17 protein-coding genes are annotated in these 22,213 nt (G+C 63.4%); 10 read left to right on the top strand and 7 right to left on the bottom strand.

The genetic code is table 11. The features are described 5' to 3' along the window. Positions 1–2: 2 nt before the first annotated feature. The gene (locus P9250_RS23425) at positions 3–236 is read right to left on the bottom strand and encodes a hypothetical protein (protein WP_244827554.1); all 234 of its coding nucleotides are present in this window, start codon (positions 234–236) and stop codon (positions 3–5) included. A 402-nt stretch (positions 237–638) separates the two neighbouring features. After that, entirely contained in the window at positions 639–1,106 is a 468-nt protein-coding gene (locus P9250_RS23420) for an Lrp/AsnC family transcriptional regulator (protein ID WP_244827553.1), read from the bottom strand. Between the two features lie 132 nt (positions 1,107–1,238). Between P9250_RS23420 and P9250_RS23415 the strand changes: the two genes are divergently transcribed. Then, on the top strand, positions 1,239–1,817 hold the full coding sequence (locus tag P9250_RS23415) for a cysteine dioxygenase family protein (protein WP_309960963.1): 579 nt from the start codon (positions 1,239–1,241) through the stop codon (positions 1,815–1,817). Positions 1,818–1,830: 13 nt separating this feature from the next. On the opposite strand, the gene P9250_RS23410 is transcribed toward P9250_RS23415, so the two are convergent. Both P9250_RS23410 and P9250_RS23405 read right to left on the bottom strand, forming a co-directional pair. Then, the gene (locus tag P9250_RS23410; protein WP_310395448.1) at positions 1,831–4,374 is read right to left on the bottom strand and encodes a mechanosensitive ion channel family protein; all 2,544 of its coding nucleotides are present in this window, start codon (positions 4,372–4,374) and stop codon (positions 1,831–1,833) included. A 96-nt stretch (positions 4,375–4,470) separates the two neighbouring features. Beyond that, a complete protein-coding gene (locus P9250_RS23405; RefSeq protein ID WP_310395446.1) occupies positions 4,471–4,950 on the bottom strand; it encodes a hypothetical protein in 480 nt (159 codons plus the stop codon). Positions 4,951–5,277: 327 nt separating this feature from the next. Here P9250_RS23405 and P9250_RS23400 point away from each other — a divergent pair, with 327 nt between their 5' ends. The 6 genes from P9250_RS23400 to P9250_RS23375 all read left to right on the top strand — a co-directional run bounded on the left by P9250_RS23400 (position 5,278) and on the right by P9250_RS23375 (position 16,041). Beyond that, on the top strand, positions 5,278–5,643 hold the full coding sequence (locus P9250_RS23400; RefSeq protein WP_250464271.1) for a hypothetical protein: 366 nt from the start codon (positions 5,278–5,280) through the stop codon (positions 5,641–5,643). 530 nt (positions 5,644–6,173) lie between these two features. Continuing rightward, a complete protein-coding gene (locus P9250_RS23395; RefSeq protein ID WP_244827547.1) occupies positions 6,174–7,043 on the top strand; it encodes an IclR family transcriptional regulator in 870 nt (289 codons plus the stop codon). 387 nt (positions 7,044–7,430) lie between these two features. Continuing rightward, the gene (locus P9250_RS23390; RefSeq protein ID WP_310395440.1) at positions 7,431–8,804 is read left to right on the top strand and encodes an MdtA/MuxA family multidrug efflux RND transporter periplasmic adaptor subunit; all 1,374 of its coding nucleotides are present in this window, start codon (positions 7,431–7,433) and stop codon (positions 8,802–8,804) included. Between the two features lie 28 nt (positions 8,805–8,832). Next, the gene (locus P9250_RS23385) at positions 8,833–11,955 is read left to right on the top strand and encodes an MdtB/MuxB family multidrug efflux RND transporter permease subunit (protein WP_250464267.1); all 3,123 of its coding nucleotides are present in this window, start codon (positions 8,833–8,835) and stop codon (positions 11,953–11,955) included. A gap of 3 nt (positions 11,956–11,958) precedes the next feature. Next, entirely contained in the window at positions 11,959–15,294 is a 3,336-nt protein-coding gene (locus P9250_RS23380) for an efflux RND transporter permease subunit (RefSeq protein WP_310395437.1), read from the top strand. Between the two features lie 87 nt (positions 15,295–15,381). Next, positions 15,382–16,041 carry an NAD(P)H-binding protein gene (locus P9250_RS23375; protein WP_244827543.1) on the top strand — a complete coding sequence of 220 codons (660 nt, stop codon included), beginning with the start codon at positions 15,382–15,384 and terminating at the stop codon, positions 16,039–16,041. A 15-nt stretch (positions 16,042–16,056) separates the two neighbouring features. On the opposite strand, the gene kdpE is transcribed toward P9250_RS23375, so the two are convergent. The 3 genes from kdpE to P9250_RS23360 all read right to left on the bottom strand — a co-directional run bounded on the left by kdpE (position 16,057) and on the right by P9250_RS23360 (position 18,651). Next, complete coding sequence (kdpE, locus tag P9250_RS23370; protein ID WP_250464265.1) at positions 16,057–16,755, bottom strand: two-component system response regulator KdpE; 699 nt, start codon at positions 16,753–16,755, stop codon at positions 16,057–16,059. 54 nt (positions 16,756–16,809) lie between these two features. Further along, positions 16,810–17,784 (bottom strand): quinone oxidoreductase, encoded by a 975-nt coding sequence (locus tag P9250_RS23365; RefSeq protein WP_250464263.1) that lies wholly within the window; start codon positions 17,782–17,784, stop codon positions 16,810–16,812. Between the two features lie 87 nt (positions 17,785–17,871). Then, the gene (locus tag P9250_RS23360; protein WP_244827540.1) at positions 17,872–18,651 is read right to left on the bottom strand and encodes an SDR family oxidoreductase; all 780 of its coding nucleotides are present in this window, start codon (positions 18,649–18,651) and stop codon (positions 17,872–17,874) included. A gap of 284 nt (positions 18,652–18,935) precedes the next feature. Between P9250_RS23360 and upp the strand changes: the two genes are divergently transcribed. The 3 genes from upp (at position 18,936) to purD (ending at position 22,151) form a co-directional block, all read left to right on the top strand. Next, entirely contained in the window at positions 18,936–19,589 is a 654-nt protein-coding gene (gene upp, locus P9250_RS23355; protein ID WP_244827539.1) for a uracil phosphoribosyltransferase, read from the top strand. Between the two features lie 346 nt (positions 19,590–19,935). Then, a complete protein-coding gene (locus P9250_RS23350; protein ID WP_244827538.1) occupies positions 19,936–20,664 on the top strand; it encodes a YebC/PmpR family DNA-binding transcriptional regulator in 729 nt (242 codons plus the stop codon). Between the two features lie 209 nt (positions 20,665–20,873). Beyond that, positions 20,874–22,151, top strand: a complete 1,278-nt coding sequence (purD, locus tag P9250_RS23345) for a phosphoribosylamine--glycine ligase (RefSeq protein ID WP_310395433.1) — start codon at positions 20,874–20,876, stop codon at positions 22,149–22,151. The last annotated feature ends 62 nt before the right edge of the window (positions 22,152–22,213 follow it).

Raw genomic sequence — 22,213 nt, 5'->3', positions numbered from 1 at the left:
GGCTACTGCGACGCTCCGATCGCCGGCACGGCCGGCCGCGCATCGCTCGCTGGCGAAGGCGTCGCGTTCTGTTGATCGAAGTCGCGCTTCTCGCGAATCGCGTTATACGCGAGCGTGCCGATCACGAGCAACACCACGACGACGATAAACGCGCCGACGCCGAATGTCGGATTCTTCTTCTTGGGCGCGCCGTTGCGGGTGCTGTCCGGGCGGCGGTCGTTGCGGTCATCGGTCATGGCGGATGTTGCGTCTCCTGGCGCGTTTCGTCATCAACCCGTGATAGTACCCGCACTGGTTTTCAGTTGCGTTGCGCCGACCGTTCCTCGATCTGCCGCATGTCCGCGCGCGCCGTTTCGGAAGACGGCCAAGCACCGCGAAATTCTTTGCTGCACGGTCCCGCTTGAGGGGCACCGCGTCACCGGCCATACTTCCTTCGATTCCATGCGCGTCTGATTCCGGCCGGGGCAGTAAGGGCTAGACCGGAATACCTAGTGACTGGACGCGTTACGCCGCCCTCCACGGGCGGCTTTTTTTTGGCGAATCCATCATGCCGCGCCTTCCACAGGCAGGCGCTTGGTGCGGACTGAAGTGGCATGGCGCGGGCAAGCGCCAACCGCCATCTGAAAACGAGTCACGCCTCAGGATTCGAGCGTGGGACGCACCGGCAATGCGGTCGAATACTTGATCTGCTCCATCGCGAAGCTCGAACTGACATCGTAGAGCGGCACGGCGCGAATGAGCTGCTTATAGACGCGGTCGTAATCGTCGATATCGGATACCACCACGCGCAGCAGATAGTCCGTCTCGCCACTCATCCTATACACCTCCACGACCTCCGGAATGTCGCGCACGGCGCGCGTGAAGTCCTCGGCCCAGATCTGCGTGTGCTGATTCGTGCGTACCGCGACAAACACCGTGGTGCCGACACCCAGCTTCTTCGGATCGCATAGCGCCACCTGTGCGCGGATCACGCCGGTTTCCTTCAAGCGCTGCACGCGCTTCCAGCACGGTGTCTGCGAAAGATTCACGCGCTGCGCAAGCTCGGCGATAGGCATCGTCACGTCGGTCTGCAGCAATTCCAGCAGCTTGCGATCGATAAGGTCCATTCCCACAGCGCACCCCCGATAGGAAATTATTCTATTTTTGGTTCTTCGAGCGGAATTATATGGAAACTAATTCTGGGCGCAAGCCGGTATAAATGTTGTTCGCGAAACACAACGAAAACCGGTGCCGTCATCATGAAATTCGAAGCGTTCAGCCGCCTTTCGCGGCCTCGGGATCAAGCGCCGGCGTCGCTACGCGGCGGTTCGGCGCTAAACCGGCTCTGCGATGAAATCGATGCCGCCTTCCATTCCGCCGATGCCTTGTCGTTCGGATCGCGCGTGCGTGCGGCTCTGCGGCGCGCTTCGTCCGATACGAGCTTGCTGCGCCTCGACCAGCGTGAGAGCGGCGCGCGCGGCTATCGCCGTCATCTGCTGGCGGCCGACCCGCTTGACCGCTACGCCATCGCCGCGCTCGTCTGGGAGCCGGGACAGGCGAGTCCGGTGCACGGTCATCGAACGTGGTGCGGCTATGCGGTGATCGACGGGACGCTTGAAGAGACGCTTTATCGCTGGGACGCGCCTTCGGCATCAGCCATCGAAACGCGGCATCATGCGCGCGAGGCCGGCGACGTCTCCTTCGTGCAGGCGGGCCGAGGCGCGATTCACCGCCTGGGAAATCCCGCCGATGCCACCGCGCGCGCGATCTCGCTGCATATCTACGGCGTCGCGGGCGACGAGATTGCCACGCACGTGAACGACTTGCTCGCGGCCTGACGACGAGTTCGTCTCAACCTTTGCCCGGCTCCGCCGTGGGAATCTGCGGCGGAATTTGCACGGACTGGTCCGTCGGCGGCGGCGCGGGACGCGGTTCGTGCGAGACATCGCGGGCCTTCGAGGGATCGGCATCCACCAATTCCTCGTCTTCGAGCAGCCGCTCCTCGCCCGTCCAGATGCGCTGCGCGCGGCCATCGGCGTGCGGCTCGAACGCGGCATGCAGGTCGGTGCGGCTCATCTGCACATGCATCCGCGGCACGGGAATCTCGATGCCCGCCTCGTCCATCCGCCGCTTGATGCGCAGATTGAACGCCCGCGCCACACTCCATTGCTGCAGCGGCCGCGTCTTGATCTGCCCTTTCACGACCATCCAGTTCGGATCGAAACGGTCCAGTCCCCAGACCTCCACCGGACCCAGCATCTCGCGCCGGTAGCGCAGATCGTCCATCAGCTCGACGCCGACTTCGCGAATCATTTGCGTGATTTCGTCGACATCCGCCGAAAACGGCATGCGCACTTCAAACACGGCGTAGGCGAAGTCGCGCGACAGGTTCTTCACCGTCTTGATCTGCGAGAAGGGAATCGCGTGGATTGCGCCCTGGCCGTCGCGCAGGCGCACGGTGCGGATCGTCAGACTTTCGACGATACCCGCGTGGCCGCCTTCCACCTCGATCGAATCGCCGACGGAAATGGTGTCCTCGATGATGATGAAAAGCCCCGTGATCAGATCCGCGACCAGCGATTGCGCGCCGAAGCCGACCGCGAGCCCGATCACGCCCGCGCCCGCCAGCAAGGGCGTGACGTTCAGGCCGAGATTGGCCGCGGTGACGATGCCCGCGATCATCAGCAGCACGACGAACACGACGTTGCGCACGAGCGGCAGCATGGTGCGCGCGCGCATGCTCGGGCCGCGCGTGCCGCGCCGCGTGGAATCGGGCCGCAACGTCTCCTGGATGGCGGTATCGATCAGGATCCACACCAGCCAGACGATGAAGAACGTCAGCACGATCATGGCGAACGCGCGCGTGATGCCGCGTGCCGCGACGCTCTCCTCGGCCATGTGCGCGAGCGAAAAACCCCAGAAGCGCGACGACAGTTCGAGGAATACGAGCCACACGCCGGTCACGATCATCGTGCCGACGAATTTCACGAGCCGCCGCACGTAAGCCGACTGGCGGCGCGGCTTCTGCGACTTCGGCCGCGTGATGCGGATCACGATCGCCGACAGGAAGAACGCGACGACGAGCAGTCCGGCGGTCGCAATCGCCATCTGCAACACGTTCTCTGATGTACCGATGCCCGCGAGCGTCGCGACCACCGACGCCGACGCCAGCAGCAGCAACGGCACCTGCCACAACGAAGCGACCACTTCGAAGGTCTCGGTCGCGGCCTTGCGCGTGTTGCGCTGCTCGTAAGTGCGGCTGCGGATCAGATGCGCGACCGGCCGCTGGAACGCCAGCGCGAAATACGCGGTAAGCGCCGCCGCGCCCATGTTCGCGAAGGTCGAGATCAGGGCGGACAGATTGGTGCCGAGTTGCTGCGCGACGTCGTAGTTGGCGGCCGCGTCGCCGAGCGCACCGAACGTGCCAATCAGGAACAGGAGCCGCCGCGCGCGGATGATCAGCACGTTCACCGCCACACGCCGGTGTGCCGAGCCGAACAGCGAAAACATGATGAGGCAGATCGCCGAGAACACCGCGCCCGCCACGATGGCGTAGGCCGTGACCATCGCGAGCGTGCGGCCGAGCGAAAGCGGCATCATGCGCACGAAGGCCAGCGCGACGAGGAACGCGAACAAATAAGGCGCGACGCGCCGCAGCGCGAAGAGCAGCAATTCGCGCGTGGTCGGGTTGGAATGCAGTCCGGCCTGGATGCCGTAACGCGCGTGGACCTGCCGCTGCACATAGACGAGGACGAACGCGCACGCGCCCCAGCCGACGAGCATCGCGAAGTAATTGAAGAGCGTGCGGCCGAACGGCTCGCGGCTCTGGCTCGTGACGATGGTGAAGAGTTCGTTGCCGGCCGCGTTGAAGCGCCCGCCCCAGTACGCGATCGGCGTTTTGCCGCGCTTCACGTCGGCTTCGATGTTCGTGAGCGCCGATGCTATCGCGCCCAGCAAGCCCGCGTTCTGCGCCATGCTCGCCACGACCGACGATGCCGTCGACGCCGTGGCCGCGGGTGCGCTTGCGCCTGACGCAGCGGCTGAATCGACCGCGACCGCGCCCGATGACGCGCCAGCCGTCTCGGCCGCGCGCTTGGCTTCGCGCAGTTTCTTCAATTGCGCGACGAGCGCGCCGCGCTGTCGATCGCTGTCGAGCGTCGAGATGACCGTATCGAGCGAGCGCACCATGTCGGCATCCGATACTACCGGGTCCGTCACGCCGGAAGCCGCATCGGGAGCGGATGCGGGTGCGGCGGGCTTGATCAGTTCCTCGAACGAAGGCAGCGTGAGCGCCGGAGCCGCGAACGCGGCGGGCGTGAAAAGCGCAAGCGCGGCCATCCAAAATATCGCGACGATCGCCAGCGCGCCGTCATGCGCGAGCTTGCGTGACTTCATAACTGTCTCGATTTCCGAAAGACCGCCAGTTTAGCGGCTGCGGTGAAGGCATCGGCCGAATCGGACGTAACGGAATGTTAAGTCGACGCCGGCTGCTTACTTGTCCATTTCCGTGCGGGCGCCGCTCGTGTCGGTGGTCGGGCTCGCGCCCGAAGTGCCCGACGTACCCGCGTTACCCGACGTGCCCGATGCGCTTCCATCCTTCGACCAGTCCTGCAACTTGCGGCCCGCGTTCTGCAAACCGGCGCCCGTCGCGCTGGCCGCGTCGGTGATGGCGGCGTTAGTCGCGCTCGCCGCGTTCTGCAGATTCGCACGTGCCGTCGCCGCGACGCTGCTCGCAGAGATATCGGGCATCGAGCCGGCGTTGTCGATGTTCTGCTGAGCTGTCTGTTTGGCGGAATCGACCTTCTGGCCGACGTAACTCGCCGCCTGATCGAACTTTTGCTGGGTCTGGCTCGCGAGGTTGTTGAGCGCGCCCGCCGCCTGTCCTGCCGATGCATCGTGCTTTTCGCACGCGGCAAGTACACCGAGCGCGGCGAGCGCGATCCCGATTCGGGTCATGGGCGAAGTCTGCATGGTCGTTCCTTCCAGATGTGGTGCCTGAGTGCTGCATGAATCTTGATGCGAAGTCCGCACGCCTGAGCGCGATTTGTTCCTCTTGGAAATGGCGCTCATCATACGCTGACCCTGGATGGCAACGTTTTGAGCGCATTTTGCCTAAGCGCGACAGCTCGAATTGGCACTTGGAAAAGAAGCTTTTTGTAAAGCTTGCATCACGAGGGAACCTTGGAAAACCCTTACCGGCTCTTCTTGGCTTCGCCTAACTTTTGAACACCCTCTAACTCCCCGCGAATGTAATAGAGTTTTCCCTCTACATTTAGGACACTTCTGGTTTTGAGAGGCATGGGACTCGCATATATTCGCCGCCAGTCCACATCTCTTCGCGCCAACGTTGCCCCCATGCTTTATATGAATTTCGTCGTGGCCCTCTTCGCCGGGGTCCTGCTTTTCGAGCCTTTCACCCGTCCTCCTGTCTCCCGCTTTACCACGCACCAGATGCGCCGCAGTCTGGCCAAGCGCGCCTACTATCAAGCGGCGGCGGCATTTTTCGCGGCGCTTTTGATCGCCACCAGTCAGCCAGCGCCCGAACGCATTTCGCCAGTATTCGTTTTGAGCGTCGCGTTGCTTTTGTTACTTGCCGGCGTGTACTGGATCATGCGCGGCAAGCGGCTGCTTCGGCAGCGCCGTGTGTTCAACGAATTCGATTGAATCGACTCACCGGCGGCGCATCGCGCGCCGCTATAGGTCCACGCACCCGGCCTTCGGGCACGCGCCTCGCCCTCTTCCAGCGTCTCCGCAACCCTTCGCGCCGAAGCAAGCTAGCTTCCAGTCCGACGCCATTTCTGCTTTCAGCGTATATTCAGTGCGTTTGTTACCGCAAACATAGGGCGAAAAAAAAGGCGCTATGTTTCCATAGCGCCTTAAAAGTTCTAGCCATTCCGAGGGCCGTGCTAGAACCTGAGAGCCGGTCATTCAAGCGGGGAGCGGAAAGCAACTGTGCACGTCGCCCCACCAGTTTCGAAATTCGGTTCCATTTTTTATGGGATTGCTGCCCAAGTCAAGCAAAATCTCCGGCGCAGAACTTCTGCCCAAGGTAATCTTTGCAAACCCCTAACAAGAGAAATGTTTCATCCCGTCTACCGCTTATCGATGAGAGGCTTGCACCGCTTGCAAGTTTAAGCGGCATCCGGGTTATTTAGCGTCAGTCCGCATCCGAAACTACGTTTCAGAAAATAAGAATGCACACATTAAAAAGCCGGCTACCAGACCGGGAAAAACCGAGAGAGAGAGAGGGCGAAGAAGTCACGGCGCTTGCGCGCGGTCTTGACGTTCTACGCCGTATCGCTGCCGCCGATGCCCCTGTCAGCAACCGAGAGCTGACCGAATGGACCGGCATTCCCAAACCTACCGTGTCGCGTATCACAGCAACGCTCGTCGGCGCGGGCCTGCTGCTGCGGCTGCCCGACAGCGAGCGTTTCGTGCTGACCGCCTCGGTTCTGGAATTCAGCAACGGATTCTTACGCAATTTCGATATTCGTGCTCGGGCGCGCCCCTACCTCATCGCGCTCGCCGAGGAAACCAGCCTGTCGGTGCATCTGGCGGTTCGGGACCGGTTGGAAATGGTCGTTATCGATGCCATCCGTCCGCGTTCGGCCGTGCTCGTCTCACGTCTCGAAGTGGGCGGAAGGATGGACCTGACCCGTACCGCCGTGGGGCGCGCGTACTTGTCCGTGCTGTCGCAGGCGGATCGCGAAACGCTCATCGGTAGTCTGCAGATCGCATCCGGCGACGACTGGCCGCTCATCGCGATGGGACTTCGGCACGGTATCGAAGACACGCATCGCAATGGCTTCGCTGTTTCGATCGGCGAATGGCATCTGGGGCTCAACGCGGTCGCGGCGGGCTTCATCGGTCCGTCGGAAGAGCGTTACTCCGTGAACTGCGGCGGCGCGGCACATCAGTGTCCCGAAGAGACGCTCATCGAAACAGTCGCGCCCGCGCTGTTGCGCTGCGTGAGCCAGATCGCGCACGAGATCGGCGGCACGTCCGGCGCCGCATCGGCGGCCATCGCGATGGCTGCCTCTACGGACTTGCGCGCCACCGAGTAGACTTGACACCCCTGACGTATTGGCCGGCCGACCCATCGACGGGTTCGGCCGGCCTGCGCTCGCATCGTGCGAAAGCCATGTCAGGCCGCGTGTAACACTCGTAATCAGCCGAAAGAAAGGTAGGTGGACGGGCCTCGATGCGGGACGTAGCATCATGCTTCGCACGACTGCGCGGCGTTGGTGCGGCTTGTATGCGTCGTGTCTCTTCGTTGCGGTTTCGTCATGCGCGGCAGCGCTTCGAACGCGTCGCGACAAAGCTTCATGTGCTCATTGCCCGCATTCAGGTCCTCGCCTCGATGCGGCTTGCAGATTGCGCTGTCCTGCCTGGCGTTCGCGCGCCGCCTTGGGCGCTCCAACGAATCACTTGAAATACCAGCCACAGAACCGATGGACGACCAAAAGAATTCTCCCGGACAACCGCAGAAACCGTCCAACTCGCCTGATCGACCTGCCACGACCACGCTCGGGGAACGCCCGCCAAGGCGGCGCAAGCTCGTCCCGCTCGTGATCGCTTTGCTGATTGTCGCGGGAGCCGTCGCCTGGTGGCATCCTTGGAGCCGCAACAGTGCCTCGGGTCAACCACAGGATGCACGTCAGGGCGGCGGCCGTCGTGGCGGCGGCGCGAACGCGATGAATCAGCCGCAGCCCGTGCACGTCGCGACCGTCGCGCAAGGCGAGATGCCGGTGGTCATCAATTCGCTCGGCACGGTCACGCCGCTTGCCAACGTCACGGTCAAGACGCAGCTCAATGGCACGCTGATGGACGTGGCCTTCAAGGAAGGCCAGATGGTCAAGAAGGGCGACGTGCTCGCGCAGATCGACCCGCGTCCTTATGAGATTTCGCTGCGTAACGCCGAAGGCACGCTGGCGCGGGATCAGGCGCTGTTGCAGACCGCGAGGCTCGACTTGCAGCGCTATCAGACGCTACTCTCGCAAGACTCCATCGCCAAGCAACAGGTCGACACTCAGGGCTCGCTCGTCAAGCAGTATGAAGGCGCGGTCAAGTCGGACATGGCCAACGTCGATACCTACAAGCTCGATCTCACCTACGCGCGCATCACGGCGCCCGTGTCGGGACGCGTCGGCCTGCGTCAGGTCGATCCCGGCAATTACGTGACGACGGGTGACACCAACGGCGTCGTGGTCATCACGCAATTGCAGCCGATCAGCGTGATCTTCACCACCTCGGAAGACAACCTTGCCGCCATCCTGAAGCCGCTGCACGCGGGCACGAAGATGTCGGTGACGGCATATGACCGCGCTAATACGGTTGCGCTCGAATCGGGCTATCTGGAAACCCTCGACAACCAGATCGACACCACCACCGGCACCGTCAAGCTGCGCGCGACCTTCGACAACAAAGGACTCGGGCTCTTTCCGAACCAGTTCGTGAACACAAAGCTGCTTGTCGATGTCATCAAGGACGCGCTTATCGTTCCGACTTCGGCGGTGCTGAACGGCTCGTCGGGATCGTTCGTGTATGTCGTCAAGCCGGACAATACGGTGACGGTGCGCAACGTGAAAACCGGTCCCGTCGATGGCGAGCGCACCAGCATCAAAACCGGTCTGCAGGCCGGCGAGCGCGTGGTGATCGACGGCTCCGACCGGCTCAAGGAAGGCGCGAAGATCACGATTCCGGCGGACAAGGCCAAGGGTGCTTCGGGCGCATCCGGCGCTTCAGGTGCATCGGCGGCGGCTGCCGCGTCGGCAGCGGCGGGTGCGCGGCATGGCGGGCATCGTCGTCAGCAACCGCAGCAGTGACAGTTAAGCCAAGAGCAACTAGAGCCGCATGAATCCATCTCGCCTTTTTATCCTGCGTCCGGTCGGCACGGCGCTTCTGATGGCAGCGATCATGCTGGTCGGCCTCGTCGCGCTACGTTTTCTGCCGCTGTCCGCGCTGCCCGCGGTCGACTATCCGACCATCCAGGTGCAGACGTTTTACCCCGGCGCTTCGCCGGATGTAATGACCTCCAGCGTCACCGCGCCGCTCGAAAAGCAGTTCGGGCAGATGGCGAGCCTGAACCAGATGTCGTCGCAGAGTTCGGCGGGCGCGTCGGTCATCACCTTGCAGTTCAGTCTGGATTTGCCGCTCGATATCGCCGAGCAGGAAGTTCAGGCCGCCATCAACGCGGCGGGCAATCTGCTGCCGTCCGACCTGCCCGCCCCGCCGATCTACGCGAAAGTGAACCCCGCCGACGCGCCGATCATCACGCTCGCGATCAGTTCCAAGACACTGCCGCTCACCAAGGTCCAGGATCTCGCCGACACGCGCCTCGCGCAGAAAATTTCGCAAGTCGCGGGCGTGGGTCTCGTGTCGATCAGCGGCGGCAACCGCCCCGCCGTGCGCATTCAGGCGAACACACGCGCGCTGGCCTCGTACGGGCTGAATATCGACGACTTGCGCACGACTATCGCCAACCTCAACGTCAATACGCCGAAGGGCAATTTCGACGGCCCGTCGCGCAACTACACCATCAATGCGAACGACCAGTTGACCGATGCAAGCGCGTACCAAAGCGCGGTGGTCGCATACAAGAACGGCCGGCCGGTCATGCTCACCGATGTCGCCACGGTCGTCGAAGGTCCGGAGAATACCAAGCTCGGCGCATGGGTCGACGCGACGCCCGCCATCATCCTCAACGTGCAGCGTCAGCCGGGCGCGAACGTCATTCAAGTGGTGGACGGCATCAAGAAGCTGCTGCCAGGCTTGCAGCAATCGCTGCCGGCGGCGCTGGACGTGCGCATCGTCACGGACCGCACCACCACCATCCGCGCGTCGGTGCGCGACGTGCAGTTCGAACTCGCGCTCTCCGTCGTGCTGGTCGTGCTGGTAATTTATCTGTTTCTCGCCAACGTCTACGCCACCATCATCCCGAGTCTTTCCGTGCCGCTGTCGTTGGTCGGCACGCTCGCGATCATGTACCTGTGCGGCTTTTCACTCGACAATCTTTCGCTGATGGCGCTGACCATCGCGACAGGCTTCGTCGTCGACGACGCCATCGTCATGATCGAAAACATCGCGCGCTATGTCGAGGAAGGCGACCCGCCGCTCGAAGCAGCGTTGAAAGGCTCGAAGCAGATCGGCTTCACCATCATTTCGCTGACCGTTTCGCTGATCGCGGTGCTTATCCCGCTGCTCTTCATGGGCGATGTGGTTGGCCGTCTGTTCCACGAGTTCGCGATCACGCTCGCCGTGACCATCGTGATCTCGGCTATCGTCTCGCTCACGCTCGTGCCGATGATGTGCGCAAAACTCCTGCGCCACACGCCGCCCAAAGACAGCAAGCGCTTCGAGGCGCGCGCCCACAAGTTCATCGACTACGTGATCGGCCGCTACGCCGTCGCGCTCGAATGGGTGCTGGAGCGGCAAGCCGCGACGCTCGTCGTCGCCCTGCTGACGCTCGTTTTGACCGCCGTGCTGTACATCTTCATTCCGAAGGGCTTCTTTCCCACGCAGGACACCGGCGTGATCCAGGCGATCACGCAAGCGCCGCAGGCCGCGTCGTATCAGGCCGTGGCCGAGCAGCAGCAGGCGCTCGCGCAGAAGATTCTGCAGAACCCGGATGTCGAAAGCCTGACTTCGTTCATCGGCGTGGACGGCACCAACATCACGCTGAACAGCGGGCGCATGCTCATCAACCTGAAGCCGCGCGACGACCGCAGCAACACGTCGAGCGACGTGATCCGTTCCATTCAGAGCGACGTCGCGGACATTCCTGGCATCAAGCTGTATATGCAGCCGGTGCAGGACTTGACGATCGATTCCACCGTCAGTCCGACGCAATATCAGTTCATGCTGACCGACCCGAACCCGTCCGAGTTCGCGGAATGGGTGCCGAAGCTCGTCGAGCGGCTGCAACATACGTCCATTCTCACGGATGTGGCGACCGACCTGCAGCAGAACGGCCAGTCGGTGTATATCGAAATCGACCGGCCGACGGCGGCGCGCTTCGGCATCACGCCCGCGACGGTGGACAACGCGCTTTACGACGCCTTCGGCCAGCGCATCATTTCGACCATCTTCACGCAGTCGAACCAGTATCGCGTGATCCTTGAATCGGAGCCTTCGGACGCGCACTACAGCGAGATCCTGAACGGCATCTATCTGCCGTCGTCCACTTCGACGACGGGGCAGGTGCCGCTCAACACCATCGCCAAGTTCCACGAGCGCGCGGCGCCGTTGCTCGTCACGCATCTGGGCCAATTCCCGGCGACGACCGTTTCCTTCAACCTGGCCAAGGGCGAATCGCTTGGGGCGGCGGTCAAGGCCATCGAGCAGGCGAAGAACGACATCGGCCTGCCCGCGTCGTTCCAGATTCGCTTTCAGGGCGCGGCGCTCGCGTTCCAGGCTTCGCTTTCGAACGAACTGTTCCTGATCCTCGCGGCCATCGTCACGATGTATATCGTGCTCGGCGTGCTGTACGAGAGCTTCATCCACCCGATCACCATTCTCTCGACGCTGCCGTCCGCAGGCGTCGGCGCGCTGCTTTCGCTGATGGTCACCGGGCACGATCTGGACATCATCGGCATCATCGGCATCGTGCTCTTGATCGGTATCGTGAAGAAGAACGCCATCATGATGATCGACTTCGCGCTCGAAGCCGAGCGCGATCAAGGCAAGTCGCCGCGCGACGCGATCTTCCAGGCGTGTCTGCTGCGCTTTCGCCCGATTCTCATGACGACGATGGCCGCGCTTCTCGGCGCGCTGCCGCTCATGATCGGCTGGGGCGCGGGTTCGGAGCTGCGGCATCCGCTCGGTATCGCGATTGTCGGCGGTCTCATCGTCTCGCAGTTGCTCACGCTCTTCACCACGCCCGTGATCTATCTGGCCTTCGATTCGCTCGGCCGCCGGTTGCGCGCGCGCTTCGGCGGCGGCATGCACGAGCCGCGGCCCGCCGCCGACGCGGAGTAAGCCATGAACATGTCGCGCATTTTCATCGACCGGCCCGTTGCGACGACGCTGCTCGCGGTGGGCATCGCGCTCGCCGGCATGTTCGCGTTCGTGAAGCTGCCGGTCGCGCCGCTGCCTCAAGTCGATTTTCCGACCATCTCCGTGCAGGCGCAGTTGCCGGGCGCAAGTCCCGAAACCGTGGCGACGAGCGTGGCGAGTCCGCTCGAACGGCATCTCGGCTCCATCGCCGATGTCAGCGAGATGACTTCGCAAAGCGCGGTCGGCACCACGCGCATCACGCTGCAATTCGGCCTGAACCGCGACATCGACGGCGCCGCGCGCGACGTGCAGGCCGCCATCAACGCCGCGCGCGCCGACTTGCCAACCGCGCTGCGCAGCAACCCGACGTACCACAAGGTGAACCCGGCCGACGCGCCCATTCTGGTGCTCGCGCTCTCCTCGCCTACCCGAACCGCGGGCGCGCTTTACGACTCCGCGGCGACCGTGCTGCAGCAGACGCTTTCTACCGTGCCGGGCGTCGGCGAAGTGGACGTGAGCGGCTCGGCAAACCCGGCCGTGCGCGTGGAACTCGAACCGGGCGCGCTGTTTCACTACGGCATCGGGCTGGAAGACGTGCGCGCGGCGCTGGCATCGGCGAATGCGAACAGTCCGAAGGGCGCAATCGAATTCAAGGACAACCACGTCCAGCTCTACACCAATGATCAGGCGAGCAAGGCGTCGCAATACAAGGATCTGGTCGTCGCCTATCGCAACGGCTCGGCGGTGCATCTTTCGGACGTCGGCGAAGTGGTCGATTCCGTGGAAGACCTGCGCAATCTCGGCCTCATCAACAACAAGCACGCGGTGCTCGTCATTCTGTACCGTCAGCCGGGCGCGAATATCATCGAGACGATCGACCGCGTGAAGGGCATGCTGCCGCAACTGCAAGCCGCCCTTCCCGCCGATGTCCTGATCACCCCGACAGCGGACCGCTCGACCACCATCCGCGCCTCGCTGCACGACACTGAACTCACGCTCGTGATCGCGGTGGCGCTCGTCGTGATGGTCGTGTTCCTGTTCCTGCGCAACTGGCGCGCAACGCTGATTCCAAGCGTCGCCGTGCCGATATCGATCATCGGCACCTTCGCGGCGATGTATCTGCTCGGCTTCTCGCTCGACAATCTCTCGCTGATGGCGCTGACCATCGCGACGGGCTTCGTGGTGGACGACGCCATCGTCGTGCTGGAGAACATCTCGCGGCATGTCGAGAACGGCGTGCCGCGCATGCAGGCCGCGATACTCGGCGCGCGCGAGGTCGGCTTCACGGTGCTGTCCATCAGCATTTCGCTCGTTGCCGTGTTCCTGCCCATCCTGCTGATGGGCGGTATCGTCGGGCGCCTGTTCCGCGAGTTCGCGCTGACCTTGTCGCTGGCGATCGCCGTATCGCTCGTGGTGTCGCTCACCGTCACGCCCATGATGTGCTCGCGTCTGCTTCAAGAGCCGCATCAGAAGAAGAAAGAAGGCCGGCTCGCGCTCTGGCTCGAACGCCAATTCGAGCGCATGCAGCGCGGCTATGCGCGCACGCTTGGCTGGGCGCTCAGGCACCCGCGGCTCATCCTGCTCATTTTGCTCGCGACCATCGGGCTGAACGTCTATTTGTACATCATCGTGCCGAAGGGCTTTTTCCCGCAGCAGGACACGGGGCGTATCGTCGGCGGCATTCAGGCGGACCAGAGCACCTCGTTTCAGGCGATGAAAGGCAAGTTTTCGGAGATGATGCGAATCGTCGAATCGGACCCGGCCGTGGACAGCGTCGCCGGTTTCACGGGCGGGCGCACGACCAATTCCGGCTTCATGTTCATCTCGCTCAAGCCGAAGAGCGAACGCAAGGTGTCGGCGGATCAGGTCATCAACCGTCTGCGCAAGCCGCTCGCCGATGTCGCGGGCGCGCGCACCTTCCTGCAGGCCGTTCAGGATATTCGCGTGGGCGGGCGGCAGTCGAATGCGCAGTATCAATTCACGCTGCTGTCCGACACCACGAGCGACCTTTACACGTGGGCGCCCAAGCTCACCGAGGCGCTGCTCAAGCGCCCCGAACTCACCGACGTGAATTCCGACCAGCAACAAGGCGGTCTCGAAGCGATGGTGACCTTCGACCGCGCCACGGCCGCGCGTCTGAACATCAAGCCCGCGCAGATCGACAACACGCTCTACGACGCCTTCGGCCAGCGCCAGGTCTCGACCATCTACAACCCGCTGTCGCAATACCACGTGGTGATGGAAGTCGCGCCGAAATACTGGCAGGACCCGGAGATGCTCAAGCAGATCTACATCAGCACGTCGGGCGGCACGGCGAGCGGCACGTCATCGACTAATTCGACCACCACTTCCGGCGCCAACTCGACGGCGTCCACCTCGGCGACCGGTTCGACCGGCGCGGGTGGCTCGTCCACCAGCAGTTCCGACACAGCCGCCGCGCTGGCGCTCGCTTCGGTCAAGAATTCGGCGACCAACGCCATCGCGGCGAGCGGCAAGTCGAGTTCGTCGTCAGGCGCGGCGGTTTCCACATCGCAGGAAACGATGGTGCCGCTTTCGGCCATCGCGAAATTCGGGCCGGGCAATACGCCGCTTTCCGTCAATCACCAGAGCCAGTTCGTGGCTTCCACCATCTCGTTCAATCTGCCGCCGGGCAAGTCGCTCTCGGAGGCCACCGCCGCGATCTACGAAACGATGGCGGAAATCGGCGTGCCGCAGACCATCCACGGCAGTTTTCAGGGCACGGCGCAGGCGTTCCAGCAGTCGATGAACGACCAGCCCATCCTGATTCTCGCGGCGCTCGCGGCCGTGTATATCGTGCTCGGCATTCTGTATGAAAGTTATATCCATCCGATTACGATTCTCTCCACGCTGCCGTCGGCGGGCGTCGGCGCGCTGCTTGCGCTGCTGCTGTTCAAGACGGAATTCAGCATCATCGCGTTGATCGCGGTCATCTTGCTGATCGGCATCGTGAAGAAGAACGCGATCATGATGGTGGACTTCGCTATCGAGGCCACGCGGCACGGCGCCAAGACTTCGCGCGATGCCATCGAGGAAGCGTGTCTCTTGCGCTTTCGCCCGATCATGATGACGACCGCCGCCGCGCTGCTCGGCGCGCTGCCGCTCGCGTTCGGAACTGGCGAAGGATCGGAGATGCGCGCGCCGCTTGGCATCGCAATCGTCGGCGGGCTGATCGTGAGTCAAATGCTGACGCTCTATACGACGCCGGTGGTTTACCTGTACATGGACCGCTTCCGTGTGCGCGCAGAGGAACGGCGCGCGCGGCGGCGTGGCAATGCGCGGCCGGCAAGCGCGGTGGAGTGACGCGAGGCCGCGCAAGCACGGATAGCACAAGGCGCCGAAATCGCCTACTTTGATTGTCGAGCCGGCCACCGCAAGGGAGCGAACTCAATGAAGACGATGAAAGTTCTGCTGATCGGCGCGCACGGCCGCACGGGCCGGCTTATCGCGCAAGGTCTTCATGACCACGCCGCGCCTTTTCGGGCGCTGCTTCGCAAATCCGCGCACAAGAGCGAGTTCGCGGCGCTGGGCGCGGAAATCGTGCTCGGCGATCTCGATCAGGACTTCTCGCATGTCTTCGACGACATCACGCACGTGATCTACGCGGCGGGGTCGTCCGAGAGCGAAGGCGTGCACGAGGAACGTGCGATCGATCGCGACGCCGTCATGCGCACCGCCGATTACGCAAAGCGCCGGCGCGTGCGGCAACTCGTCGTCGTAAGCGCGCTGACCGCGTTTCATCCGGAGCGCAATCCGCTTTCCCTGCGTCATTACTCGCGCATGAAACGCGAAGCCGATGCCTACGTCATGCGGCGCGGCGTGCCTTACGCGATCCTGCGTCCTGGCCCGCTATCCGACGAACCCGCGCGCGGCACGATTGCGCTCGCGGACGAGACCACGGTCGAGATGCCCGACGTGTCGCGCGAGGATGTCGCGCGCATTGCGCTGCGTTGCGTGGCGCTTGGCGTGCGGGATCGGGTCATCGGCTTCGTCGGCGGAAACGAACCGCTCGACGCCGTGCTCGATACCTACGCCGCGGTCACCGCGTAATTCGAACGACGCACGTCACACGACTCCCACGAGCCGATATCCCACGCCCGTTTCCGTGACGATATGCTCGGGCTGCGCCGTATCGCGCTCGAGCTTCTGCCGCAGATGCGCCATGTAGATGCGCAGATAATGCGGACTCTCCACATGCGACGGTCCCCACACTTCCTTCAGCAATTGCCGATGCGTCAAGACGCGCCCCGCATGCCGCACGAGCGTGGCAAGCAGGCGATATTCGATCGGCGTCAGATGCACGCTCTCGCCGTTTTTCGTGACGCGCCGCAACGCGAGATCGACGGTGACATCGCCGAAACGCACGGCCGGCGTCTCGCTGCCCGCCGCCTGATTGCGCCGCCGCAAATGCGCGCGAATACGCGCCATCAACTCGGAAACGCCGAACGGCTTGGTGAGATAGTCGTCGGCGCCGGCATCGAGCGCGGCGACCTTTTCCGCTTCCTGCGTGCGGGCCGAGAGCACGATCACCGGCAATTCGGTCCAGCCGCGCAGTTCGCGAATGACGTCGAGGCCATCGGTATCCGGCAGACCCAGATCGACGATCACGAGATCGGGCTTGCGCGTCGCCGCTTCGATCAGACCTTGCTGGCCGGTCTCCGCTTCGTGCACGGTCATGCCCTCGGCTTCCAGGGACACGCGTACGAAGCGGCGAATCTGCTTTTCGTCCTCGATCAGGACGACGGTGACGGACGGCTCGCTCATATCGATGCTGTTCTATTTCTTAGTTTCAGTGAGAATCCGTCACGCGGGAAAGGCTCAAGGCAAAAGAATGGTCGAGCCCGTCGTCTTGCGCGCTTCGAGGTCTTCATGCGCGCGGGGCGCGTCGGCCAGCGAATAACGTTGTCGCACGTTCGTCCTGACCTTCCCCGACGACACGACTTCGAACAGTTCGGCCGCCATGGCATCCAGATCGGCGCGCTTGGCGATATAGCTGAAAAGCGTCGGACGCGTGAAGTAAAGCGAACCGCGCCCGGCGAGTTCGGATGAATCGATAGGCGGCACCGGACCCGACGAATTGCCGAAGCTCACGAAGTATCCCAGCGGCGAGAGGCTGTCGAGCGACGCGATATACGTGTCCTTGCCGATGGAATCGTAGACCACCGGCACGCCCGCGCCGTTGGTGATCTCGCGCACACGCTGAGTGAAGTTGTCGCGCGTGTAGACGATCGCGTGATCGCAGCCATGCGCCTTCGCGATCTCCGCTTTCTCGTCCGAACCGACCGTGCCGATCACCGTCGCGCCGAGCGCCTTCGCCCACTGCACCGCGAGCAGGCCGACGCCGCCCGCCGCCGCGTGGATCAACACCGTTTCGCCCGCCTTCACGCGATAGGTCCGGCGCAGCAGATATTGCGTGGTCAGTCCTTGCAGCATGATCGACGCGGCATCTTCGTAGCTGATCGCATCCGGCAGCTTGACGACGAAATCCGCCGCCATCACGCGTTCCTCGGCATAAGCGCCCGGCGGACGCGACGCATACGCCACGCGATCGCCCGGTTTGAATTGCGTGATGCCCTCGCCCACCGCCGTGACTTCGCCCGCGCCTTCCATGCCGAGCCCGTTGGGCAGCGGCATCGGATAAAGCCCGGTGCGGAAATACACATCGATGAAATTGAGCCCGACCGCGTGATGCTTCACGCGGATTTCACCCTTGCCCGGCTCGCCCACGTTCACGTCGACCCACTTCATGACTTCGGGGCCGCCTGTCTTGTCGAATCGGATTGCCTTGGTCATCGCTTGAATGTCTCCGTCGGTTCAGTTCGCCATGTGTCGAGAATCAAGTGCGCCGTTCGCGCTGATGCGCGCGCGGCGCGGCTGCGTTCAGTACGTGCCCGGATAAGCGCCGCCATCGATCAGCAGATTCTGCCCGGTGATGTAGCCCGCATGCGCGCTGCACAGGAACGCGCAGGCCCGGCCGAACTCGTCCGGCTCGCCGAAGCGTCCAGCGGGCAGCGCGTCCGCGCGACGCTTGCGCGCCTCGTCGATGCTGATGTTCTGCGCCTTTGCCTGCGCTTCGAACGTCACAGCGACGCGGTCGGTGTCGAAGGTGCCGGGCAGCAGATTGTTGATGGTCACGCCCGTGGACGCCACCTTGCGCGCCACACCCGCGACGAAGCCCGTGAGCCCGGAGCGCGCGCCGTTGGAGAGCCCGAGCACATCGATCGGCGCCTTCACCGACGAGCTCGTGATATTGACGATGCGTCCGAAACCGCGCCCGATCATCCCGTCGATGGTCTGCCTGATGAGTTCGATCGGCGTGAGCATGTTGGCTTCGAGCGCCTTGATCCACATGTCGTGCGTGAAATTGCGGAAGTCGCCCGGCGGCGGCCCGCCCGCGTTGTTGACTAGGATGTCCGGCTGCGGACACGCGGCGAGCGCGGCGGCCTGGCCCTCGGGCGTGGCGATGTCGCCGGCCACGGTCTTCACGTCCACGCCATAGGCCGCGCGGATGGCGGCGGCCGTCGCTTCGAGCGTTTCCGCCGTGCGCGCGGTGATGACGAGATTGACGCCCTCGGCTGCGAGCGCCTCGGCGCAACCGCGCCCGAGTCCCTTGCTTGCAGCGCAGACGAGCGCGGTGCGCCCTGCGATTCCCATGTCCATCGTCCATCCTCCAGAGGTTGTCTCGACTGTTTCGGTTCGGAGCGCGTGAGATGACCGTCACGCCTTCCGCGCAATTCTAAGAGAATCGGGGCGGCAACGTCGGGCGGCCCATGCGGCTTGCCGATAAACGCGGCAAATGTTCTTAGGCAACGGCGGGGTTTTCGGTAAACTGTCGCCACTGTCCGCCCGGCGCGCGGCATGAGCGCCGGCGCTCACGCATCGCCCATGACGGCACCCCATCACACGAGCAGCACACCAGCAGGACGCGCGAACGCGCGAGACCCATGAAACAGGACAGCCGTTTTCCCAATCTCTTCATCACCGATCACCCGCTGATCCAGCACAAGCTCACCCACATGCGCGACAAGGACACGTCCACGCGCACGTTTCGCGAACTGCTGCGGGAAATCACCTTGCTGATGGGCTACGAGATCACCCGCAATTTGCCGCTCACGACCAAGCGCGTGGAGACGCCGCTCGTCGAGATCGACGCGCCCGTGATCGCGGGCAAAAAGCTCGCCATCGTGCCGGTGCTGCGCGCGGGCATCGGCATGTCGGACGGGCTGCTCGACCTGATCCCCTCGGCGCGCGTCGGTCATATCGGCGTCTATCGCGCGGAAGATCACCGGCCGGTCGAGTATCTCGTGCGCCTGCCGCCCGACCTGGAGGAGCGCGTCTTCATTCTGTGCGATCCGATGGTCGCGACCGGCTACTCGGCCGTCCACGCCGTCGACGTGATGAAGCGCCGCAACGTGCTGTCCGAGAATATCGTGTTCGTGGCGCTGGTGGCGGCGCCCGAAGGCGTGAAGGTGTTCCAGGACGCGCATCCGGACGTGAAGCTCTACGTCGCCTCGCTGGATTCGCATCTGAACGATCATGCGTATATCGTTCCCGGTCTCGGCGATGCAGGCGACCGGCTGTTTGGCACGAAGAACTGATCGCAACCCGTTTTCGCAAATCAAGTCTCGAGACCGCCGCGCGACATGCGCGGCGGTTTTTTATTGTGCGATGGCTTTTGCGCGGCGCACTTTCCCCGAATCCGCCTTCGCCCGCTCGTTTTCCCCAATCGACGCAAGCCGCCTGCCAAGCCATCCCAGCATGATAAAATTTCGGTCTGTTCCTTAGCGGATCTTGCCGCGAGCCTGACTGGCTTGCCTTCGGGCCGCGCCCGACGCACGAACCCGGCTGCCGTTTAAAAAGACGCGGCAGCGCATCGAACAGACATCTACAGCATCACAGCAAACCAAGGCGCGGCACGACGTCCGCGCGCGATGGAGAAAGGTAATGGCGGGTCACTCGAAATGGGCCAACATCAAGCATAAGAAGGCCGCAGCCGATGCAAAGCGCGGCAAGGTCTGGACGCGCCTCATCAAGGAAATCCAGGTCGCGGCCCGCATGGGCGGCGGCGAAGTCGACTCGAACCCGCGGCTGCGGCTTGCGGTCGACAAGGCGTACGACGCCAACATGCCGAAGGACAACATCAACCGCGCGATCCAGCGCGGCGTCGGCGGCGTCGATGGCGCGAGCTACGAGGAAATCCGCTACGAAGGCTACGGCATCGGCGGCGCGGCGATCATCGTCGACACCATGACCGACAACCGCACCCGCACGGTCGCGGAAGTGCGCCACGCGTTCTCGAAGTTCGGCGGCAACATGGGCACGGACGGCTCGGTATCGTTCATGTTCGACCATGTCGGCCAGTTCCTGTTTGCGCCGGGCACGCCCGAGGACAAGCTGATGGACGCCGCGCTCGAAGCAGGCGCGGACGACGTGGTGACGAACGACGACGGCAGCATCGAAGTAATCAGCCCCGCCAACGACTTCCAGAAGGTGAAGGACGCGCTCGAAGCCGCCGGCTTCAAGGCGGAACTCGCCGAAGTGACCATGAAGCCGCAAAGCGAAGTGGAATTCAGCGGCGACGACGCCCTGAAAATGCAAAAACTGCTGGACGCTCTCGAAAATCTCGACGACGTGCAGGAAGTCTATACAAACGCCGCCATCAACGACGAATAAGCGCCGCTGTTGCGCCCGTCCGCCGCGCTCGGCGGGCCGCGATGCTGGAACGGCTTTCGCTTGATGAGAAGGCAGGTGACGCAGCCTGAAGTCCGCGCGAGCCGCCTTCGACCTGTCATGCCGGTGACGGCGTGGACTCCGGCATTGGCCTGGTCCGCCCGGCGTCAGCGCGCGGCTACTGCTTTCACTCAAGCTTTTCGGGGATTCAAATGAAGTTACTCGTCGTTGGTTCCGGCGGTCGCGAACATGCGCTGGCCTGGAAGCTCGCTCAGTCGCCGCGCGTGCAGATCGTCTATGTGGCGCCCGGCAACGGCGGCACCGCGCAGGACGAGCGCCTGCGCAATATCGACATCACCGAGCCTTCGGCGCTCGCCGATTTCGTCGAACGCGAGCATGTCGCGATGACCGTCGTCGGACCGGAAACGCCGCTCGCCGCGGGCATCGTCAATCTGTTCCGTTCGCGCGGGCTCAAGATTTTCGGGCCGACAAAGGAAGCCGCGCAGCTCGAAAGCTCGAAGGACTTCGCGAAGGCGTTCATGAAGCGCCACAACATTCCAACGGCCGACTACGAAACCTTCACCGACGCCGCCGCCGCGCACGCCTACATCGACACGAAAGGCGCGCCGATCGTCGTGAAAGCGGATGGCCTCGCTGCCGGCAAGGGCGTGGTGGTCGCGATGAGCGCAGAGGAAGCACACGACGCGATCGACTCCATGCTCGCCGACAACAAGCTCGGCGACGCAGGCGCGCGCGTGGTGATCGAAGAGTTCCTGTCCGGCGAGGAAGCGAGCTTCATCGTCATGGTGGACGGCAAGCACGTGCTGCCGCTCGCGTCCAGCCAAGACCACAAGCGTCTGCTCGACGGCGACAAGGGCCCGAACACCGGCGGCATGGGCGCGTATTCGCCCGCGCCGATCGTCACGCCGCAACTGCACGCGCGCGTGATGCGCGAGATCATCCTGCCGACCGTGCGCGGCATGGAAAACGACGGCATCCGCTTCACCGGCTTTCTGTACGCGGGCTTGATGATCGACGCCAACGGCACGCCCAAGACGCTCGAATTCAATTGCCGCATGGGCGATCCCGAAACGCAGCCGATCATGGCGCGCCTCAAGGGCGATTTCTCGAAGGTCGTGGAGATGGCTATCGACGGCAAGCTGGACAGCGTGGAGCTCGACTGGGACCGGCGCACGGCGCTGGGCGTCGTGCTCGCGGCTCACAACTACCCGGAGACGCCGCGCAAGGGCGACCGCATCAACGGCATTCCGCCTGAAACGGACAACGCCGTCACATTCCATGCGGGGACTACGCTCGCGGACGGCAAGCATACCACTTCAGGCGGGCGCGTGTTGTGTGTCGTGGGTCTGGCGGATTCCGTGCGCGGCGCGCAATCCGTGGTCTACGATACGGTGAATCAGATTTCGTTCGATGGCATGCAGTATCGCCGGGACATTGGCTACCGGGCGGTGAACCGCAAGCACGGATAAGGCTTTTCGCCTGAAATCGAGCCGTTTTTCCCGCGCTGCCGGACCTCCGCGTCCGGCAGCGC

The organism is Caballeronia sp. LP006 (genome assembly GCF_031450995.1).
Taxonomy (GTDB): domain Bacteria; phylum Pseudomonadota; class Gammaproteobacteria; order Burkholderiales; family Burkholderiaceae; genus Caballeronia.
The sequence above is the reverse complement of the archived record's forward strand: the minus strand, read 5'-3'. Positions and strand labels throughout refer to the sequence as shown.